Annotated in this window: 18 protein-coding genes; 4 read left to right on the top strand and 14 right to left on the bottom strand. The window is 38.6% G+C overall.

The features are described 5' to 3' along the window. Positions 1 to 39: 39 nt before the first annotated feature. The 4 genes from argB to acsA form a co-directional block, all read right to left on the bottom strand. Positions 40 to 825 carry an acetylglutamate kinase gene (gene argB / locus MHB40_RS18670; protein WP_342441299.1) on the bottom strand — a complete coding sequence of 262 codons (786 nt, stop codon included), beginning with the start codon at positions 823 to 825 and terminating at the stop codon, positions 40 to 42. Further along, a complete protein-coding gene (gene argJ / locus MHB40_RS18675) occupies positions 788 to 2,020 on the bottom strand; it encodes a bifunctional glutamate N-acetyltransferase/amino-acid acetyltransferase ArgJ (RefSeq protein WP_342533196.1) in 1,233 nt (410 codons plus the stop codon). The genes argB and argJ overlap by 38 nt, the downstream gene beginning before the upstream one ends. A 56-nt stretch (positions 2,021 to 2,076) precedes the next feature. Next, complete coding sequence (gene argC, locus MHB40_RS18680) at positions 2,077 to 3,111, bottom strand: N-acetyl-gamma-glutamyl-phosphate reductase (protein WP_342533197.1); 1,035 nt, start codon at positions 3,109 to 3,111, stop codon at positions 2,077 to 2,079. Positions 3,112 to 3,339: 228 nt separating this feature from the next. Next, a complete protein-coding gene (gene acsA / locus MHB40_RS18685) occupies positions 3,340 to 5,061 on the bottom strand; it encodes an acetate--CoA ligase (RefSeq protein WP_342534802.1) in 1,722 nt (573 codons plus the stop codon). 327 nt (positions 5,062 to 5,388) lie between these two features. Here acsA and MHB40_RS18690 point away from each other — a divergent pair, with 327 nt between their 5' ends. From MHB40_RS18690 to MHB40_RS18700, 3 genes are read left to right on the top strand one after another with little or no spacing between them, the layout of a single operon-like run. Next, complete coding sequence (locus tag MHB40_RS18690; RefSeq protein WP_036078398.1) at positions 5,389 to 6,021, top strand: GNAT family N-acetyltransferase; 633 nt, start codon at positions 5,389 to 5,391, stop codon at positions 6,019 to 6,021. A 24-nt stretch (positions 6,022 to 6,045) separates the two neighbouring features. Beyond that, a complete protein-coding gene (locus MHB40_RS18695; protein ID WP_205445010.1) occupies positions 6,046 to 6,693 on the top strand; it encodes an acetoin utilization AcuB family protein in 648 nt (215 codons plus the stop codon). After that, positions 6,693 to 7,853: an acetoin utilization protein AcuC gene (locus MHB40_RS18700; protein ID WP_205445012.1), complete on the top strand. Its 1,161-nt coding sequence runs from the start codon at positions 6,693 to 6,695 to the stop codon at positions 7,851 to 7,853. Before MHB40_RS18695 ends, MHB40_RS18700 begins: the two co-directional genes overlap by 1 nt. A 194-nt stretch (positions 7,854 to 8,047) precedes the next feature. Here the strand turns inward: MHB40_RS18700 and ccpA are convergent, their stop codons facing one another. Both ccpA and MHB40_RS18710 read right to left on the bottom strand, forming a co-directional pair. Next, positions 8,048 to 9,052, bottom strand: a complete 1,005-nt coding sequence (gene ccpA / locus MHB40_RS18705; protein ID WP_342441303.1) for a catabolite control protein A — start codon at positions 9,050 to 9,052, stop codon at positions 8,048 to 8,050. A gap of 174 nt (positions 9,053 to 9,226) precedes the next feature. Continuing rightward, a complete protein-coding gene (locus MHB40_RS18710; protein ID WP_004226108.1) occupies positions 9,227 to 10,312 on the bottom strand; it encodes a bifunctional 3-deoxy-7-phosphoheptulonate synthase/chorismate mutase in 1,086 nt (361 codons plus the stop codon). A gap of 173 nt (positions 10,313 to 10,485) precedes the next feature. Here MHB40_RS18710 and pilM point away from each other — a divergent pair, with 173 nt between their 5' ends. Further along, the gene (gene pilM / locus MHB40_RS18715) at positions 10,486 to 12,639 is read left to right on the top strand and encodes a pilus assembly protein PilM (protein WP_205445015.1); all 2,154 of its coding nucleotides are present in this window, start codon (positions 10,486 to 10,488) and stop codon (positions 12,637 to 12,639) included. 52 nt (positions 12,640 to 12,691) lie between these two features. Here the strand turns inward: pilM and MHB40_RS18720 are convergent, their stop codons facing one another. The 8 genes from MHB40_RS18720 to MHB40_RS18755 all read right to left on the bottom strand — a co-directional run bounded on the left by MHB40_RS18720 (position 12,692) and on the right by MHB40_RS18755 (position 21,582). Next, the gene (locus MHB40_RS18720; protein WP_205445017.1) at positions 12,692 to 13,192 is read right to left on the bottom strand and encodes a YtxH domain-containing protein; all 501 of its coding nucleotides are present in this window, start codon (positions 13,190 to 13,192) and stop codon (positions 12,692 to 12,694) included. Between the two features lie 133 nt (positions 13,193 to 13,325). Then, positions 13,326 to 13,829, bottom strand: a complete 504-nt coding sequence (locus MHB40_RS18725) for a DUF948 domain-containing protein (RefSeq protein WP_004226103.1) — start codon at positions 13,827 to 13,829, stop codon at positions 13,326 to 13,328. 109 nt (positions 13,830 to 13,938) lie between these two features. Beyond that, a complete protein-coding gene (gene murC / locus MHB40_RS18730; RefSeq protein WP_205445019.1) occupies positions 13,939 to 15,252 on the bottom strand; it encodes a UDP-N-acetylmuramate--L-alanine ligase in 1,314 nt (437 codons plus the stop codon). A 229-nt stretch (positions 15,253 to 15,481) separates the two neighbouring features. Further along, positions 15,482 to 18,679 (bottom strand): DNA translocase FtsK, encoded by a 3,198-nt coding sequence (locus MHB40_RS18735; protein ID WP_342533198.1) that lies wholly within the window; start codon positions 18,677 to 18,679, stop codon positions 15,482 to 15,484. A gap of 262 nt (positions 18,680 to 18,941) precedes the next feature. Next, positions 18,942 to 19,556, bottom strand: a complete 615-nt coding sequence (gene ytpR / locus MHB40_RS18740) for a YtpR family tRNA-binding protein (RefSeq protein ID WP_342533199.1) — start codon at positions 19,554 to 19,556, stop codon at positions 18,942 to 18,944. Positions 19,557 to 19,558: 2 nt separating this feature from the next. Further along, positions 19,559 to 20,377 (bottom strand): DUF1444 domain-containing protein, encoded by an 819-nt coding sequence (locus MHB40_RS18745; protein WP_205445023.1) that lies wholly within the window; start codon positions 20,375 to 20,377, stop codon positions 19,559 to 19,561. A gap of 70 nt (positions 20,378 to 20,447) precedes the next feature. Further along, positions 20,448 to 20,966, bottom strand: coding sequence for a hypothetical protein (locus MHB40_RS18750; protein WP_205445025.1), 519 nt, complete (start codon positions 20,964 to 20,966; stop codon positions 20,448 to 20,450). 94 nt (positions 20,967 to 21,060) lie between these two features. Further along, positions 21,061 to 21,582, bottom strand: coding sequence for a DUF84 family protein (locus MHB40_RS18755; protein ID WP_342441310.1), 522 nt, complete (start codon positions 21,580 to 21,582; stop codon positions 21,061 to 21,063). Positions 21,583 to 21,617: the final 35 nt, after the last annotated feature.

Genomic DNA, 21,617 nt, shown 5'->3' on the forward strand with positions numbered 1-21,617 from the left:
TTTCAACAACTATACTTCTCAAGCTATCCTATTAGAACACTAGGAAGAATGAAGTTCACTTGAGGCTACAATCGTCGTCCCAATTAATGTTGCGCCCACGATTTGTACGGAAGGGATCCCTGCCCGTAAACAGTCGATGGCTCCTTGTACTTTCGGAATCATCCCACCGTATATATGACCCTGTTCTGTCCATTGATCAATGAGTGAAGGTGTAGCTATTGTTTGGTATTCATCCTGAATACGGATACCACTCACATCCGTCACGAGTAATAAGCTATCTGCTCCGACCGCTAAAGCAATTTCACTTGCCACCGTATCGCCATTAATATTAAGAGCCTGACCTGCTTCGGTAGCACCTACGCAGGCAATAACAGGTACAATTCCTACACCCATTAAAGCTTCTAATAAGGATGTATTGATGTTTGTTATTGCTCCGACAAAGCCATACATATCTTGATCCAAAAAGTCCGCAACCATCAACTGACCATCAAAGCCATTTAATCCGATGGCTGCTATACCGGCGGTTGTTAATTCATGAACTAACGCAGGGTTCACTTGGCCAATTAAGGTCGACTGGACAACCTTAATAGCTGCCACATTTGTGACACGTATTCCATTTAACGTATGAGATTGTATGCCTTGAGCAGCTAGTTCACGATTAATGGCTGGCCCACCCCCATGGGTAATAATTAGCTCTACTCCACTCTCTTGTAATCTTTTAAAATTATCAAAGAAAGCCTCATTTAAACCTTCCAGTGTACTGCCCCCAAGTTTAATGACCATACGTTTACGAGCGGTATGATGCATTGATTTGGACATAGTCATACGTTAAGTCACATCCCCAAGCATGCCCCTTACCATCACCCACACCAAGAGACACATAGATTTTTACTTCATGCATTTTTAATATTTGTATTAACTCATCCTCAGAAAAAGGAATCGGCTCACCGTTTTCTACCATCGTAGCCCCACCAATTTGGATGGTAATTTTATCTGGATCAACTGTTGCACCACTATATCCTACCGCTGCAATAATACGCCCCCAGTTAGCATCACAGCCGAAAACAGCAGTCTTTACAAGTGGTGAACCAACGACTGTTTTTGCAATTTTACGTGCTTCCTCGTCTGAAAATGCACCAACAACTTCCACTTCGATGAGCTTCGTTGCCCCTTCACCATCTTTGGCAATCATTTTTGCTAAATCTTCCGCTACTGTTTGCAATGTGTAATAGAAGTTTTGCCAATCTGGATGCTCAGGTGTTAATGAATCATTTCCTGCTAAGCCATTAGCCAATATCACCACTGTGTCATTTGTGGATGTATCCCCATCAACTGTAATCGCGTTAAATGTTAAATTAGTAATAGTCGATAAAGCTGCCTGCAACACATCAGATTCAATGTTGGCATCTGTTGTAATAAAGCCTAGCATTGTTGCCATATTTGGTTCGATCATACCTGAACCTTTTGCAACACCAGCGATAATAACTTCCTTGCCATCCACAGTTGTACTATAGCTCGTGTTTTTCATGACAGTATCTGTCGTTAAAATAGCCTGTGCAAAGTCAATAGCACTTTCTAAACTGTCCTTTGGCTCTAACAGTTGAATACCGTTCGCTACTGGCTCTAATTTCATCATTTCCCCAATAACGCCTGTTGAGCAAACTCCTACTAAATTTGAAGCAATCCCTAATTTTTCAGCAGCTAGCGCTTGCATCGTTTGGGCATCTTTTACACCTTGCTTACCTGTACAAGCATTGGCATTGCCAGAATTTACGATCATCGCTTGCATTTTCTTAGTTGTATAAATAACCTCCTTCGTGACTTTTAATGGTGCTGCTTGCACAGCGTTTGTTGTAAAAACACCTGCTACACTTGCTGGTACTTCACTTACTAAAAGAGCTAAATCCTTTTTCTTATGCTTTAAACCACAATGTAATCCTGCTGCCTTAAAGCCTTTTGGTGAAACGATATTTTTACTTGATAATTTTTTCATTACATTCGTTGAAGTGATTACTGTCATTCAAAATTCCTCCTTAGTTTAATAAATAAGAGAAGCATACAGTTTCCTGCATGCTGTTAAATAAAGAACGGCACGACATCTAGTCCTGTCGTTTGTGGTAAGTCAAATTGCACATTCATATTTTGGATAGCTTGCCCTGCTGCCCCTTTAACAAGATTATCAATCACACTAACAATTGTGGCCCGATTTGTACGGGAATCTACTTTCACTAAAATATCGCAATAATTTGATCCTTTGACACGATTTGTCCCTAAACTTGATGCATCAGTCACGATCCGAACAAATGGATGATTTTCATAGGTTGCCTGTAAACAAGTGATCAATTGCGATTCTGTAATACCCGGCATTATAGGGGCATAAGATGTCGCCAAAATTCCCCGTGTCATGGGAACCAAATGTGTATTAAAAGTAAGCGTTGTCTCTACTTGAGCAAACATGGAAAGTGCCTGTTCAATTTCTGGTATATGCTGATGTGTATTTACTTTATAGATTGAGAAATTCTCATTTGTCTCACTAAAATGGGTAGTTTGTGAAGGTTTATTGCCAGCTCCTGAAATGCCACTCTTTGCATCAATCACTAGAAAGCTAGGATCAATTAAGCGTTCTTTTACCAGTGGTAGTAAGGATAATAAGACCGCTGTCGGGTAACAACCCGGGTTAGCAATGAGTGGTGCTTGACGTATAAGCTCTGCATTCCACTCTGTTAAACCATATACACTCTGTTGAACACTATGGAACGGTGCCGCTTTTTTGCCATACCAGGTTTCATAGCTTGCGAGATCTTTTAACCGAAAATCACCAGATAAATCGATTATTTTTGGTCCTTTCCCAACCAAAGGCGGTAAAAGCTCACTTGTTACCCCGGATGGTGTACTCGTAAAAACAACATCAAATTTTTCTAAAGTGTCATACGTTATCTTTTGTAACGGTGTATCAGCTATCCTAACAAGATGACCAAATTTCGAAGAAAAAAGAACACCCTCTTCTGAAGAAGTAAATAAATCAATCTGATCTACAGCTGGATGATTATGTAAAAACCGAATAAGCTCTAGTCCACCATATCCAGTTGCTCCAACAATACCTACTTTCACTGCACTCACCTCTGAAATAAGTTAAAAATAGTATACGTCTGCATATTTATTAAGTCAACTGAATTTTTATTTAATTACCTGTTTTTTTAAATAGACATTATTTCACCTTCACACCACTTGTAAATTCAGAAAAAAGAAGGCAAGAATCCCTTCGCTCATCGAATGAATCCCTGCCTTCTTTTTATGCACATGTTGTATAAATATCAATTGTTGTCTTAGTAGAGATGATTAATCTTCCATCGTTGATAAATCACCAGTCGGTAAATTTAATTCCCAAGCTTTCAATACGCGACGCATAATTTTACCACTACGTGTTTTTGGCAATTTATCTTTAAATTCAATTTCACGTGGTGCTGCATGTGCAGATAAACCTTTCTTAACAAAATCACGTATATCGTCAATTAATGCATCAGAAGGTTCAACACCTTCTCGTAAGGATACAAAGGCTTTAATGATTTCCCCTCGCACCGGATCTGGTTTCCCTATAACTCCTGCTTCAATTACATCTGGATGCTCAAGCAGTTTACTTTCCACTTCAAATGGCCCAACGCGCTCACCAGCCGTCATAATGACATCATCCACACGTCCTTGGAACCAGAAGTAACCTTCATCATCCATATAGGCTGAATCACCAGAAACATACCATTCTCCTTTTAAGAAATAAGATTCATAGCGCTCTGGATTGCCCCAAATTTGGCGCATCATGGCAGGCCAACCACGACGAATGGCAAGATTGCCCATTGTAAAAGGTGGCACCTCATTACCTGCATCATCTACAATTGTCGCATGAATACCAGGGATAGGTTTCCCCATTGAACCTGGCTTAATATCCATCGAAGGATAATTACAAATCATATGGGCTCCTGTCTCTGTCATCCACCATGTATCATGTATACGATGTCCTAGTTCCTCTACTCCCCAGCGAATAACTTCTGGATTCAAAGGCTCACCAACAGATAGTACATGGCGTAAAGACGTTAGATCATAGCTTTCAAGCAAGCCACTTCCTGCACCCATCAGCATACGGAACGCAGTTGGTGCACTGTACCAAACTGTCACACTATAATCTTCAATAGCTTGATACCATGCTTGTGGTGAGAATCTTCCCCCAACAATTAGCATTGTTACACCGTTTAACCACGGGCCAAAGATGCCATAAGCTGTTCCTGTAACCCACCCAGGATCGGCTGTACACCAATAAATATCATCTTCGCGTAAATCAAGTACCCATTGTGTCGATTGATATTGCTGAACCATCGCATTATGGACATGCAATACCCCCTTTGGAGCACCTGTTGAACCTGAAGTATAGTGAAGAATCATCCCATCTTCTCTGTCTACCCACTCTATTTCAAAATGAGCTGAAGCTTCTTTTAAATGTTTAGTAAAGTCTAGGATTTGAGCTGTTTCCTCAACATCCTCCCCTACTAAAAAGATATGCTCCAATTTAGGCAATTTAGCTAAAGGTACACGTTCAAGTAACGCTGGTGTCGTGACTAATACTTTTGCCTCACTATCAGCAAGTCGATCATACACAGCACCTTCCATAAAAGCTTCAAACAACGGTCCAACAATAACACCCATTTTCAACGCACCTAATAATGAAAAGTAAAGCTCAGGTGAACGTGGCATAAAAATAAATAAACGGTCACCCTTTTGCAAATTAGTAGCCGTTTTAAAAACGTTCGCAGCTTTGTTTGTTAACCTTTTCATTTCATTAAATGAGTATGCCTCTTTCCGTTTACCATCATTAAAATAAAGTGCCACCTTATTTTTACGATGTGTTTCTGTATGACGATCGATAGCCTCATACGCCATATTCACTAAACCTGTTTCGAACCAGCTAAATGCCTTTTCCGTATCTGCCCAATTATGAGACTCTGCCACTTCTTCATAATTCATTAAATGGTGTTGACCAGGTAAAGCCATTAACTTCTCCTTCATTTTCATCCCCATGAAAATACCCCTTTCTTCGCTTTTGTTTTTGACTAAATTTCAACAATCCCCCCTGTTGAAATTCAGAAAATATTTCAAAAGCAAAATTGATATGTAGCTCTTGTTATATAACAGTTAGCCATAGTAATAATGTTCGAATTCCCAACAGCACTACTTTTATCTGTTGAATAACAGAAGCAATATAATCTTATTTTACACGAATTCAGATAGATTGTCTCAATATTTTTATTTTTCCAAAAATACAGGTATATTTTGCAAAAATAAGCGTTTTTACGCAAGAAATCAGCTATAATGGAATTATTAAACTCAGGTGGTGTAATTATGGAACATAAAAAAACTTTTTTTTCTGTCACAAAGGAAACAAAGCATGGTACTGTGTATGTGGAAGGACCTGTGCCTCCAGAAAAATTAGCTACATATTCATTCCATGAAGGCCTGGTTGCCTTCAGACCTCCAAAACAACAGCAGCAGGCCATTATAGAAATTGCAGGACTTCCTGAAGGCCGAATTATTATTATTCGAAACGAAGATATTATCGTAGGCTATGTTACCTATCTTTATCCTGATCCACTTGAACGATGGGCAGAAGATCGTATCGATGACATGATTGAATTAGGCGCCATTGAAGTCATACCAGACTACCGTGGAACTGGTGCTGGTAAGGCACTACTAGCCGTTTCATTTATGGGAGATGAAATGGAAGATTATCTTGTGATTACTACCGAGTACTATTGGCATTGGGATTTAAAAGGAACTGGTTTAAATGTTTGGGATTACCGCAAAATGATGGAGAAAATGATGAGCTCCGCTGGTTTCGAATATTTTGCCACGGATGATCCCGAAATTACATCACATCCAGCCAATTGCCTTATGGCGCGCGAAGGAAAACGTGTGCCTCCTGAGACAATGGAAAGATTTGATAGGCTTCGTTTTAGAAATCGTTTCATGTATTAAAACCAATACAAAGGGGATGCATATATGATTGTAGAAGAAATTATGAATGATGAGCCTTACACATTAGCTCCTACCAATACAGTGCATGAGGCTCTGAAGTTAATGCGTGAAAAAAAGGTTCGTCATTTACCAGTTGTAGATGACGAACGCCACGTTTTAGGTGTAATTACTGAACGAGATATTAAAGAGGTCTTGCCTTCATCTTTACAGGATGAACCAAACTCTCCTGTTTTTAATGCAAAAGTAGAGGAAATTATGGTGAAAGACCCTCTTATAGGTCATCCACTAGATTTTGTTGAAGAGGTAGCACTTACGTTTTATGAGTCAAAAGTAGGCTGTTTACCTATTGTCTCTGGCGGAAAATTGGTAGGCATTGTTACGACAACAGATTTACTCTATACCTATATAGAGCTGACTGGTGCTACAGAGCCTGGGTCCAAAATCGAAATTCGAGTATCAGATACACCGGGAGTTTTATTTGAAATCACGAAAATATTTCACCAACATCATGCCAATGTCCAAAGCGTCTTAGTTTATCCTGACTCTGAAAATACACAAAACAAAATTTTAAGTGTCCGAGTAAAAACACTAAATCCTTTAGCAATGATTGAAGATCTACGTAAAGAGGGCTTCGATGTCCTATGGCCTAATTTACCAGGTGTTTCGCTATAATGAAAAAGGCCGTATTCGTATACTCGCCGGAACAACTCGGATATAAATTTTCAGATACACACCCTTTCAATCATAAACGCTTAACGCTAACTATGGATTTACTAAAAAATATTAATGCTCTCGATGATGTAGATATTGTGCCAGCACGCGTTGCAACGGAAGAAGAATTGTTGCTAGCACATGATCCAAAATATATAGACATCGTGAAAAAAGCAGGACATGGTGAATTATCAGAAGCTCAATGTGAAAGTTATGGTATTGGCACTGAAGATACCCCCATTTTTGAAAATATGCATGAAGCAAGTGCACAGCTAGTTGGTGGAACTTTAACGGCTGTTGATTATGTAATGGAAGGGAAAGCCGAACACGCCCTTAACCTTGGCGGTGGACTCCATCATGGTTTCCGTGGTCGTGCGTCCGGTTTTTGTATTTACAACGATAGCACGGTTGCTATTCGTTACTTGCAGGAAAAGTACAATGCTCGTGTACTTTATGTAGATACAGATGCTCATCATGGAGACGGTGTCCAATGGAGCTTTTATGAGGACCCTAATGTTTGTACACTGTCCATTCATGAAACAGGTCGTTATCTATTCCCTGGAACAGGTAATATTACCGAGCGTGGTAATGGCCAAGGCTATGGTACCTCGTTTAATTTTCCAATGGATGCTTTTACAGAGGATGAAAGCTTTCTAGAAATCTATGAACAGTCCATGCGAGAGATTTTTGAATTTTTCAAGCCAGATGTAGTATTAACGCAAAATGGTGCTGATGCCCATTACTTTGATCCATTAACACATTTACATGGAACCATGAATATTTATCGTGAAATTCCAAAGCTTGCTCATCAATTAGCACATGAGTATTGTGATGGTAGATGGATTGCTGTTGGTGGCGGTGGCTATGATATTTGGCGAGTGGTGCCTCGTGCCTGGTCCATGTTATGGTTGGAAATGACTGAACAAGCGTTACCAACAGGACCACTCCCTCAAGCATGGCTTGATCGCTGGCAACCAGAAGCACCTGTTCCTTTTATTCCAACATGGGAGGACCCAATTCCTTTATATGAACACATTCCTCGTAAAGCGGAAATAGAGGAAAAGAATGCTCAAATGTTAGCAAAGTCGCTACATATTATTCGGAATGAAAAACGAGATTAACCTCTTTGCCTCACGATATTCGTGGGGTTTTTTCTTTGAATCGGAGAGCTATCCACCGCTTTTGGTGGTGTATTCATCCATTCTTGCGTTCTATCCAGCACTTTTGAACTGCTATCCTCTATTTCTGATGTTCTTTCCATCAATCAATAAAAAACACGCAAATCCTTCAGAAGCGATTTACGTGTTAGGAATCATTATTTACTTTTGACAGATTGTCGATGCTCAATACGGTGTGGTAAAATTACCGCCTCATCCTCGACTGCTTCCTTGCTCATTAACTTTGTCAGCAGGCGCATAGCAACAGCACCAATATCGTAAAGCGGTAGTGCGACACTTGTTAGCTGTGGGCGAACCATTCGTGCTAGCTTTGAGTTCTCAAAGCTGATAACTTCAATATCCTCTGGAACATTTTTTCCAGCGTCTTGTGCACCATGAATTAAACCGATGGCCAACTCGTCACTACCTGCAAAATAAGCTGTTGGCGGCTGTTCAAGAGTAGATAAAATCTCCCAAGCCTCTAAGCCCATATCATAACTGGACTCTTCTGCGGCAATTAATGCTTCATCTATTGGTAAACCAGCATCCTGCAATGCTTTCTTATAGGCTGCTAGCTTGAATTTTCCGTTAATTGTATACGAAAGTGGGCCAGTCACGAAACCAATCCGTGTATGTCCATTTTGAATAAGTAATGAAATTGCTTCATAAGCTGCCTGAAAATAATCGATATTCACAGTTGCAATTGTTTGGGATTCATCCACAGAGCCTGCAAGCACAATCGGTACTGGCGAATGATCCATCGTTTGCTGCATTTTTTCTGTGACCTCGTCACTCATCATGACAATACCATCAACCTGTTTTCCAAGCATTGTATCCAGTAGCTGTAACTCTTTATCTTCATGTTGATCCGAGTTGGCTAAAATAATATTATAACGGTACATTGTGGCAATATCCTCTACACCACGAGCCAGCTCCGCATAAACATTGTTTGCAATATCTGGGATAATCACGCCAACTGTTGTTGTTTTCTTACTTGCTAAACCTCGCGCTACTGCGTTCGGACGGTATTCTAATCGTTCAATTACTTCTAGTACTTTTTTTCGTGTTGCTGGTTTTACGTTTTGATTACCATTGACTACACGAGAGACCGTTGCCATGGAAACATTTGCTTCTCTTGCAACATCATAAATTGTAACAGTCATCGTACGTGCCTCCCTTTTTTCCTATTATAGCCTTATCATACGATAATTTTCATATTATTTTCAAGAAGAACTACGTAAAAACCAAGTACTAATAGTCCTATTCTAGACATTATTTTGTCACGATATAACAAACACCGCCTGCCGAAATAAGCAAGCGGTGTTCGCTGTTAACAATTACGCATGAATTTCATGATTTTTCATGAATTTTTGTAGTGTTTCATAGAATGCGTCAAATGTTGGGATATCCATTTGTTGTTGTGAGTCAGACAATGCAACAGATGGATCTGGATGTACTTCTGCCATGACGCCATCAGCACCGATAGCAATAGCTGCTTTCGCACATGGTAATAATAAGTCACGACGCCCTGTTGAATGTGTAACATCTACGAATACTGGCAAATGCGTTTCTTGTTTTAAAACTGGTACGGCTGAAATATCTAATGTATTACGAGTTGCTTTTTCATAAGTACGAATACCACGTTCGCAAAGGATAATGTTTTCATTTCCTTTAGACATAATGTACTCTGCCGCATGAATAAACTCATCAATTGTTGCAGCTAAACCTCGTTTTAATAGGACAGGTTTATTTGTTGCACCTGCTGCTTTTAATAATTCAAAGTTTTGCATATTACGTGCACCGATTTGGATAACATCAATATAATCTAATGCTTCCTCTAAATGACCTGGTGTCACGATTTCAGTAATAACACCTAAACCATATTCCTCTGACACACGTTTTAAAATTTTCAGACCTTCTAACCCAAGACCTTGGAAGTCATATGGAGAAGTACGTGGTTTATAAGCACCACCACGAATTAACTTTTCACCTTTTGCTTTAATAGAAGCGGCAACAGCTGCTACCTGCTCATACGACTCAACCGCACAAGGACCGAATACGAAAGATGGTTTTCCTTGTCCAATTAATTCACCATTGATATTAATAATTGTATCTTCTGATTTCTTCTTACGAGATACAAGCAACTCTTTCTTCTTATCAGCTTCAAGTTGTTTTAAAGCTGTTTTAAAGATTTGCTTAAATATATAATCAACCGTCATTTGGTTTAATGGACCTTGATTGTGTTCTTTAATAAGATCAAGCATGTGTCTTTCACGCAGTGGATCATAGCGATTCACACCTTGTTTTTCTTTAATTTTACCGATTTCATCAACTACAGCTGCACGTTCGTTAATTAGACGAAGAATTTCTAAGTTTAAACCGTCTATTTGACTACGTAAGCTTTCTAAATCTTTTTGGCTCATGCTTTCTTGCTCCTCTCCTCATGACAGACACTTTCAGAACTCTGAAATGTATGTTACATTTTTAGATAATAGCATTATTATAATCAATGTTGTTCAGAATGTCACGCATTTTTAATTTAGCGCTTCAACTCGCTAAATTATTTTCAAGTATGACGCGAAAGGAAGCGATTACATTGAGTTCTAAACTATTCGCACTTGATATTGGCACACGCTCAGTGGTCGGGATTATTCTACAAGAAGAAAATGACCATTTTCATGTGGAAGATATTCTAGTAAAAGAGCATAAAGAACGTGCCATGGTAGATGGACAAATACATAATGTCATGTATGTGGCAGATTTAATTAATGAAATAAAACGTGAACTTGAAGAGAAACACGGGCCTCTCACAAAGGTAAGTGTTGCTGCAGCAGGTCGATCTTTGAAAACGGAACAGGCTAGTGTGACCATCAATATACGTAATCGACCAATTTTTACTGAAGAAGATATTAGTCGCTTGGAACTTCAGGCTGTGCAACAAGCACAGCAACAACTCTTGCAACAAAAAGAGGATGCAAAAATTAGCCACTATTATTGTGTAGGCTACTCAGTCCTCTATTATCGCTTGGATGGCGAGGAAATTGGCAGCCTCTTAGATCAACAGGGTGATGAAGCCCAAATCGAAGTGATTGCAACGTTTCTACCTCGGGTAGTGGTGGAATCACTGATTGCCGCTCTTAAACGGGCGGATTTAGAAATGGAAGCATTGACATTAGAGCCGATTGCTGCCATTAATGTGCTAATTCCTCCAACGATGCGTCGCTTAAACGTGGCACTTGTTGATATAGGAGCTGGGACATCGGATATTGCCATTACGGATAAAAGTACAGTTGTGGCTTATGGCATGGTACCAACAGCTGGCGATGAAATAACAGAAGCTTTAAGCGATCACTATTTGCTAGACTTCCCTGTAGCTGAAGAGGCAAAACGTCAACTACAAACAGCAGAGGAGATACTGATTCAAGATATACTAGGCTTTGATCAGTTCTATCCCAAGGAGGAAGTTTTTTTAGCGATTGAGCCTGCAGTGAAACAGTTGGCAAAGTCTATCGGAGAAGAAATTTTACGACTCAATAACCGAGTAGCACCCAAAGCCGTTATGCTCGTTGGTGGAGGTAGCTTAACACCAAATCTAACTACAGAACTTGGCCAAGTTCTGGATTTACCAGCAAATCGTATTGCTGTTCGAGGTATTGATGCTATTCAAAACTTAACAAAGGAAGAACATATCAAAGCCTCACCTGAATTAGTCACGCCAATCGGTATTGCCATTGCTGCTAAAAAAATGCCGATTCAATATATGAGTTTAACGGTCAATAATCAAGTGGTTCGCCTTTTTGAACTAAAAGAAATGACTGTGGCAGATGCTTTTTTAGCTGCCAATATTCGCGCAAAGCAATTATATGGAAAACCAGGTCATGGGCTTTCTATCAGTGTCAACGGACAGGATATTTTTATACCAGGTGGGCATGGCCAGCCAGCAGAAATATTTGTAAACGGGCAACAGGCATCAACAAAAAGCCTGATTAAAACTGGAGATGCCATTCAGCTAATAGAAGGGCTAGATGGGCAACAGGCAACGGCTACAGTAAGAGATCTTATAGATGAAGCAGCAATAAAGACGGTGACTATTCAAAATACCAAATATGTGATTGAGCCGAAAATTACTGTGAATACCTCTTCAGCATCTCTTGAAACGGTTTTAAACGATCGTGATATTGTCGTTTTTGACATAGCCGAAACAATCGAGGATGTATTTAAAATCACAAATAATTGGCATTTATTAAAGCAATTTGAATCCTATACGATTCAAGTTGATGGACAACCTTTGTATTTACCAGAATTTTCATCACAGCTAATGATTAATGGAAAAGTAGCCAAACTGAGCTATGCTGTACAAAATGGAGATGTGATTAGCTTCCAACAACCATCTTTACCAACCGTACAACATATAGCAGACCAAATGAACCTTTTGCTAGAGGATAAAATCATCATTCATTTTCAACAAGAAGTTTTGGAACTAAGGAAAACAGCAAATGAAGCGATTGTCAATAAAATGGTTGTGTCACCACAGTCCACTGTACCAAATGGGGCGACTTTAGTATTTAAAGAAAAGGATCGCAGTCGTTGGATTTATCAAGATGTTTTCCGTTTCTCTAATTGGCAGCTACCAAGCGCCTTTAAGGGGAATTTTACGATTTTAAGAAATGGTCAGCCAGCAAGCTTTGATACAGAAATATTCGGTGGTGATCAATTAGAAATACTATTAGAAACTTCACCAATCATTTAAAAAAGGGATACGTTACAACTTTATCTTGTAACGTATCCCTTTATATTATGCACTAAGCACGAACTTCTTCATTTGTCTCTTCTTTTTGTTCTGTTTCTTCTGTCGTCTCTTCGGCTTTTGGTTCCTCACTTGGAAGAAAATCCTCTAGCGGTTCTTCCCCTTCAAAGGAAACCGTACCATCATCAAAAACAGTTGGTGCTTTTGCCGTTTTTAGTGTTTTTACTTTCTCCACTAATTGTGTAGATTGCTCTTGAATTTGTTTAGAAAGTTGCACTGTTTTATCTTTTGCAGTTGTCGAGAAGTCTGCACTCTTATCTTTTAACTGAACAGCTTGTACAGCCACATCACTCCGTAAATCTTTTCCTGATTTTGGAGCTAACAGTAGACCTGCAGCAGCACCTACGATTCCTCCAACTAATGCGCCAATCACAAAATCCTTCATGTTTACACGCTCCTCTTCATAAATCGAGTCTTGCGGATGATAAAGCTGAGGCAATGAACTTTCAAGCTGTTGTTCCTTTACTTCGTTAAAATTTGGCTTTTGAGTTGTCATGCAACAATTCCTCCCCATCTAATTATCAAATTTGTCTAGACTGGTTGTCCATCTACTTTCACAGATGCATCTTCAACTTATGTCTAAGACTTTATTTTTATTCAGTCAGCATGGAATACTCACTGAATAATCATCATTTTTTACGACCCCATTTTCTTTTTGGTGTTTCTTCTACTTGCACAGTCTCAAATGCATAGGCATCAGGTGATACCGATTCTTGCTCAATGATTTTGCGTTTTTTCCATTTATCTGCAATACCCATCGCAACATTACTCCATTGTACAACTTGTGCAATTTTTTCTTCGTTCTGTTCTACGCTTTTAGAAACAGAAGAAGTAATCTGCTGAACAGAATTATTTAAACCATTCACGGAGTCACCAATACCTTTAACAGCTTGAACAACTGAATTTAATTGTTCAGATTTATGTTGAATATCCTCTGCTAAGCTATTTGTTTTTGATAATAAAGACGTTGTTTCGCGTGTAATGCCTTCCATCTGGCCTTCAATCCCAGATAAAGTCCCAGCTAAGCTGTTTAGAATGGACTTGAGTGAGAATAAAGTCATGCCCACGCTCACACATAAAATTAAAAAACCGATTGCAGCAATAATGGCTGCAATATACAAAATCACTTCCATAAGTTGACCTCCTGCTAGTAAATTGTCTTTACTATTACTTTCCCTATCTTCGACAAAAAAAACGGAATTCCTGCTTAAATTTGAGAAAAAACAGCTTAACCCCTACGGACTAAGCTGTTTCATTGTTTTTAAGCACGTCTTCAAAAGCATCTTGGAACTTGTGAACATCACCAGCGCCCATAAATAGGAATACCGCGCCATTATGTTTTGTTAATATATCAATTCCTTCAGTGGTAATCACTGCACTGCCTTCAATAAGTGATGCTAAATCATGAATAGAAAGCGCACCTTGCGTTTCTCTCGCAGAGCCAAATATATCACATAAATAGGCTGTATCCGCAAGGCTCAAACTATCCGCAAAATCTTGTAAAAAAGCTTGTGTACGTGTAAATGTATGTGGTTGGAAAATTGCAACTAGCTCACGTTCAGGGAATTTTTGTCGTGCTGATTGAATTGTCGCACGAATTTCCGTTGGATGGTGTGCATAGTCATCTATTAAAACATTATCCCCTATATCGGTCTCAGTAAAACGTCTCTTTACACCTTTATACGTGTGTAAGCGATCCTGAATAATGTCTGGTGAAATGCCTTCATATTCACATAGCGTAATCACCGCCAATGTATTTAAAACAGCATGATCTCCAAATAACGGGATAAAGAAAGTGCTATAAAATTCATTACGTACAAAAACATCAAATTTTGTACCCTCAGTTGTTTTTTCTACATTACGAGCTTCAAAATCATTTTCAGCACCAAATCCATAATACACAACTGGCACTTTTGCTTGAATACGCTGAAGCTGTTCATCATCGCCACATGCTATAATTGCTTTTTTCACTTGTAATGCTAATGATTGAAAGGCAGAATATACGTCCTCTATATTAGCAAAGTAGTCTGGATGATCAAAATCGATGTTCGTCATCACAGCATAATCAGGATTATAGGCTAAGAAGTGACGGCGGTATTCACATGCCTCCATGACAAAGAAATCCGAATTTTCATGACCTGCACCAGTACCATCACCAATTAAATAAGATGTTGGTTTATAACCACCTACCACATGTGCCATTAAGCCAGTCGTAGATGTTTTACCATGTGCACCTGTGATAGCAATGGATGTATAGTTGCCAATATATTCACCTAAAAATTTATGGTAACGAATGACTTCTACACCGATTTCTCGAGCACGTACTAATTCAGGATGATCGTCGGAAAATGCATTTCCTGCAATCACTGTCATACCTTCTTTAATATTATCTGCATTAAATGTAAAAATTGGAATATTACGTTCACGTAACGGTTGCTCCGTGAAGAAATATTTATCGACATCTGAGCCTTGTACTTGTTCACCAGCATCAAATAAGATTTGCGCTAGCGAACTCATGCCAGAACCTTTAATGCCTGTGAAATGAAAAACTGTCATTAATTAAACCCCCCGGGAATTTCAATATCCCATCTATCATCTATTAGGTGTATCGTATTATTTTACGAATGGTTAGGTATTAATACCTTCACAAGTGTTAAAAAATACGTACTATTCAACACATCTTGTCTATTATAGCACTTTTTATGCATAAGGATAGATGTGTAACTTTTCTAAAAAAACTAAATTCGACGTAAATTAGATAATCTAGACGAAAACAATGCAATTCTTATTCAAACATAGTAATTAAATCTTCTTCTGTAATGTAACTTTCACGCGGCTTACTTCCTCTCGCTTCCGAAACAAAACCATGTGATTCTAACATATCAATTAAACGAGCAGCACGATTATAGCCAATATGATACTTTCGTTGAATCAATGAAGTAGAAGCGCCCCCTTGCTCATAGACAAATCGGCAAACATCTTCAAACAAATCGTCCTGTTCTGCGGACACCTCTGTTTTCTTCAATAATTCCTCTTGATCGAAAATATAATCAGGCTCTCCTTGTTCACGAACATGCTCAATAATCGCTTCAATTTCATCGTCTGTAACAAATGTTCCCTGTAGGCGCACTGGCGCTGACATACCATTACCTAAATATAACATATCCCCTCGACCAAGTAACCTTTCTGCTCCCTGCCCATCTAAAATGGTACGGGAATCAATTTGAGAGGAAACAGCAAAGGCAATACGTGTAGGGATATTTGATTTGATTAACCCTGTAATAACATCCACAGAAGGTCTTTGCGTTGCAACAATTAAATGAATACCACATGCACGCGCCTTTTGGGCAATACGGCAAATAGCTTCCTCTACATCTGCTGGAGACATCATCATTAAATCAGCTAACTCATCAATGACAATTAAAATATAAGGCAACTTCAGACTATGTTCATTATTTTTATCCGCTATTGCGTTATAACGTGTAATATCACGTGCACCTGCATGTGCAAATAGTTGATAGCGACGCTCCATTTCCTCTACAGCCCATTTCAGTGCAGCCGTTGCAGCCTTTACATCGGTAATGACTGGACTAACTAAATGTGGAATATGGTTAAATGGCGCCAGCTCCACCATTTTAGGGTCGATCAGCATGAGTTTTAACTCGTGAGGTGCAGCTTTATATAATAAACTAACCAAAATAGAATTAATACAAACCGATTTACCCGAACCCGTTGCACCAGCAATTAAGCCATGAGGCATTTTTCGTAAATCTAACGTAACAGGCTTTCCAGTTAAATCAAGACCTAAAGCTGCCTCTAATGGCGAATCCGACTCAACGAAAGAGGCACTATTTGTTACCTCAGATAATCGAACAGCTCGAGATACTCGATTTGGAATCTCAATACCTATTGAGCTTTTCCCAGGAATTGGTGCCTGAATACGAATATCTTTTGCTGCTAAGGCAAGTTTTAAATCATCTGCCAAGTTTCGAATTTTACTAACCTTCGTACCATGACTCACCGTTATTTCAAATTGAGTAACAGCTGGGCCTTGCATAATCGATTCAATTTGAGCAGAAACTTGGAAATAAGATAATGCTTCGACTAATGTATCGCCCTGTTGCTCCATCCAATCCGTATCCTGTGTTTTTTCCTCTGGTGGCTCTAGGTATTCATCCGTTGGCTTTTGATAGACATGAACTGGCTTCGCAGTTATTACAGCTTCCATTTCTACTACTTGATCCTCAACCGATTCTACTGGAACAGCCTCTACAATTTCTGAAACTACTTCAATGTCGGGAGCTGGTACTGGTTCAAGATCTGGCTCTAGCTCAAGTTCTGGCTCTACCTCAAGTTCCATATCTAGCTTAAGTTCTGGCTCTTGTTCCAGTTCCGAATCTAGTTCTGGTTCTGGTTCTAGCTCAGGTTCAGGCTCTAGCTCAATCGTTGCTGAAATTTCATCAGCGGTTGCTTTTTCGACTGCTATTCTTTCTTTCGTGGAGATACCTGACATTGATGTAACAGGGGCCATTGTAATCACAGCTACAGGCTCTTCAGCACTGTATTTTGAAGTGACACTTTCTACATCATCTTTTATATCAAGTTGGACTGGAAAATCTGCTTGTGATTGAACATTCTCTGTCATAAGCAAATCAATGTCCTCTTCTGGCTTTGTTACGCAAGTTTCATTTGTTGTAATGCTGTCTAAGGAAGATGATTCTTCTGTCGTCACACCCACTAGCCTATTTTTCACTGCTTCAGGCTTGCTTTCTACACGGATAGGCTGCTGGGCCACCTTTAATTGCTGTTGAATTCTCCATCTTTCTTTATCTGTTTTTAACATGAGTACATTAAATGGGATTCGACTTTTTTCTTCCCTCGATGCAGTATCAGGAGATTGGTCATCCATTGACGGTTGAACGACTGTAACTTCTCCAATATGGATCGTAGAATTTTCGATTTGTACTTGTTCCACAATCATTTCCTTGACATGGATTTCAGATGAATCTGCAGAAAGTTGTTGAACAGTTTGACCTTGCACAACAGCTTCCTTCACTTGATCTTCAAAATCCATTGCAAAAGAAGACGTTTGAGGTACAGCTGCATTTGATGACAAATTATCCATTTCATCTTTATGCTCAACCAACACTTCGTCCTCAAAAATAATGGGTTCATTTACTGTCGATAGCTCTTTCGGTTGAATGATTTCATGATGCTCTGTAACAACCGTTTGGATTGTGCTAGCCGGCTCTTTTTCTTCTAGTATATTTTCATTTACCTCATTTGTTGTCGCTTCTTTTAAAGGCTTTACAGCAGTTATCTTTTCAACTGCCTGTACATCAGTTTCTTGCTTCTCATATTCTTCTTTTCTTTTATCTAATAATTCTTTGATTGGACTTGGTTTTGCAAAACCATAGACGGGTGAAGGCACATCTGTTGGCACAAAACGCTTACGATTCTCAGGTAAAATATTTTCAACTTTTTGTTCTTTCCGCTGACTCTTTTCTTTTGGTGCAGGTGTAGGGTTTATATTAGCAGTCTCATTTTGTGCATCTCGAAACACTAAGCTTGCTCTTGAACGATATTCCTGTTCTAAAGGCTGACTTTTCATCATTGTTTTTCTACCTGTTCGTTTAGAGCGGTTTGCTAGTAAATCCCGAATCCCTGAAACCTCTACATCATAAACACTAGAGTCGACAATATGATGATTTAAATGCTTTGGTAACGATAAATCTCCAATTTGTCCATAATCATCCTCATCCATTTGGTCAAACATTTCTTTTGATGGCGTGTATGATGTCCCACCTTCATCATCGTCAATCAAAGGGAAACGGAAAGTCTTTTGCTTAGCCATTGGTGGTTCTTTATGTGTATGTAATTGCTCTGACTGTACTTCTCCATAGTCCTCATAATATTCTTCATACTCATAATCTTCGTCTTCTTTATTAATAAATTTACTAATTTGTTTTTTAAACCAGTTCACTTCGTTTCACTCATTTCTCTTACACTTCATTTATAGCATTGTCTAGTTTTCTATTATTCCATAGCTCAATGTCTACATGAAAAAGCATACCATAAAAACGGTCTTGAAACTTGCATTTAGAGGCTCATTCTAAACAAAAAAATCGTTATGCTACTAGCATATTAGTAACATAACGATTTAGGGCATTTCACCTTGATACAAGGAATAATATCATGATAAAACATTTAAATTTTAATAATTTCTTTTTAAAATAGAGGAATTTTTATTTAGTTGGTGCTTCAAAAGCACTACCAACAATAGCATCCTCTGGTAATACTAAAATTCCTTTTTCAGATGGTGCGTTAGGAATCGCTAATTCACGTGCTGAACAAAGCATGCCGTAAGAATCAACACCACGTAAATTTCCTTCTTTAATAAGCATTCCTGAAGGCATTACGGCACCAATTTTCGCAACAACTACCTTCTGACCTGCTTCTACATTCGGAGCACCACAAACAATTTGTAATGTCTCATCTCCTACATTCACTGAACAGATACTCAATTTATCAGCATTAGGATGCTTGTCCTTTGTCTCTACATAACCAACAACAAACTTTGGAGAAAAATCAACATCAAGATTGATACTAGCTCCATTTTTTTCGATTGCTGCTGTTAGCTGCGCTACTAATTCTGGTGTCACTTCCACTAAGCCTTTTGCTTCTGTTTGGATGTAACTGCTTGCATTAAATAAATTAAAGGCTTTAATTTCTCCTGTTTGAGCTTCCTTTAAAATAGCAATATCTCCAGCGCGTTCTACTACTGTTTTCACAATAGCCTCCGTTGCTAGTTGAACTAGTAAGACATCTCCTACATGCTCTTTGTTGTAAAATACGTTCATTGTTATTCTTGCTCCTTTTTCACTCTGTTTTTGGCTAAGATAAAGATCGGTTCTAGTTCCCCATCTTCATAAATAAAAGATAATGACGTAATCGGTACCGTACCGACAGCAAAGAAATGCATCGTCATCTGTGCTAATACATCATACCCTGTTTCATTGCGAATATCACCTATAATTAATACATCTTGATGTGGCACAGATAATGTCATATCACCTTCCACTAGTGCATGCATTTCTTTCAAAAAGCTATCATTTAAAATACGGCTAGCATCATAGCCATCATTCACATTGACAAAATAAAAAATATTACCTGCTACCTCATCTTTTTTATAAGCGGTTGGTAATTGCTTCACCGAAAAGCGTGCCATTTCTCTAATTTGCTCGACAGTTAATTGTAATGTTTCTAGCATGGATTCATCAATAAAGCGATAGGTTTTACCTAAATCGAGTGCATAAAATATACGTGTTTCAGCTGTATGCTCAGTTGTTATAAAGGCATGTCCTTCTTTCGATGCTTGGGGATAAGAAGTGGCACGAATAACTGGATAAATATGTGTAGTCGTTTGGAAACCCTGTTCTTTTTCTCGCTCCATCGCATTAAAGGTTTGCTCAATCGTGTATACGACTTCTTTAATCGCCGCCTCTTGCTTCTCATTATATTTTGCTAAGATTCCAGGCAAGGAAAGCTCCATTCCTTTTTCAATCGTCTTATGATTCAAACGTAATTTATCATGCTTTTTATCAAAATGAAATTCATATTTCTCTTCCGTTAATTGCTTTTTTAATAGCTCGACTAGTTGTTCGGACTTCATTTGTTTCATCTTTTTCACATCCTAACTTCAAAATGAAACGGCTCACATGTTTGTGAACCGTTCTGTTCAATCCTTCTATTTACTTCATCTTAACCGAATGAACGATTTTCGTCATCTCACGCAAATTATTTTCAATTTGTTTAGCCTTTGAAATGGTTGTCATCTTCACACCACCACTACTAACAATGAGCTCCATTTCATTTTCTTCGTCTGTTTTTAGAACCGCAGTGAAGCCAAAACGACCGTCCTTATCATAAGTTGACTCTTCGATAATTTTGTCAGCTTCATTTTCTTTTAAAAGACTATAATAAAGCTTACTGTCTTGTGCTTCACGATCATTGATAAAAAGAATATAGCTTTCTTTTCCTTTTGAAATCACAATATTATAAGCATCTGAACTGTCTTCAACTTTAAAGTTTGAAGGTAAGTATAATTTAATATCCCCAATTTCCACTGTATGTTCTTCTGGCTCTTCAGCAAAAACCGTCTCCGTTAATTGGAGGCCATTAGCAATTTGATCATCTATAGATTGATTGCAGCCAGAAAGGACAAGAAGTAAAAGCATTAGGCCAATAGCTCTTAGCCATGAAAACGACATGTCTCTCTTCCTTTCACTACGAACTTTTTTCTATTTTAAAAAAATTATTCATAAGATGCAACCTAACTATCCTGTTATCACTAATTCTATTTAACTATTTTTGTGAAAATGTGAACAAATATTGTCCGATCAAAAGTGATACAATATGCTCAAACATCATCTGTCTACTCACTAAACCTTGCGTAAAAATACCTACAGCACCTGCACCTTGACGAATATCTCGGCGTTTTGTATATTGTTCCATAATAGGGCCAAGTTCTCCCCCAGTTCTTATTTCCCGGGCAATTTCTTTTGGTAGTATAATTTGTGCACCAGCAGCTGTAAACATTGTCCCGTCTGACACCGTTAAGGCACCCCAGTTACAAACATACATGTCACCATCGATTTCAGTTACGCCACCTTCTAAACCGAATGATAATTCTGCACCTGTTAAAATCAAAGCATTTTTAGCACGATTCATTGCCCCTAATCGGGTTTCTTCATTACTTATTGGTTGATCTGATACTTCAGAAGCAGCTTTCACATGAGTAAAGATAGAACCCTCAAAGTAGTTTCGAGCAATTACTTCAACTGCTTCTGTTTTGGCTTTATTGGTTGTGCCAATTGCTATCTTCATCTAATCCCTACTTTCTTTCCATAGAAAAAGATGCC

The organism is Lysinibacillus sp. FSL K6-0057 (assembly GCF_038630885.1).
Lineage (GTDB): Bacteria > Bacillota > Bacilli > Bacillales_A > Planococcaceae > Lysinibacillus > Lysinibacillus fusiformis_F.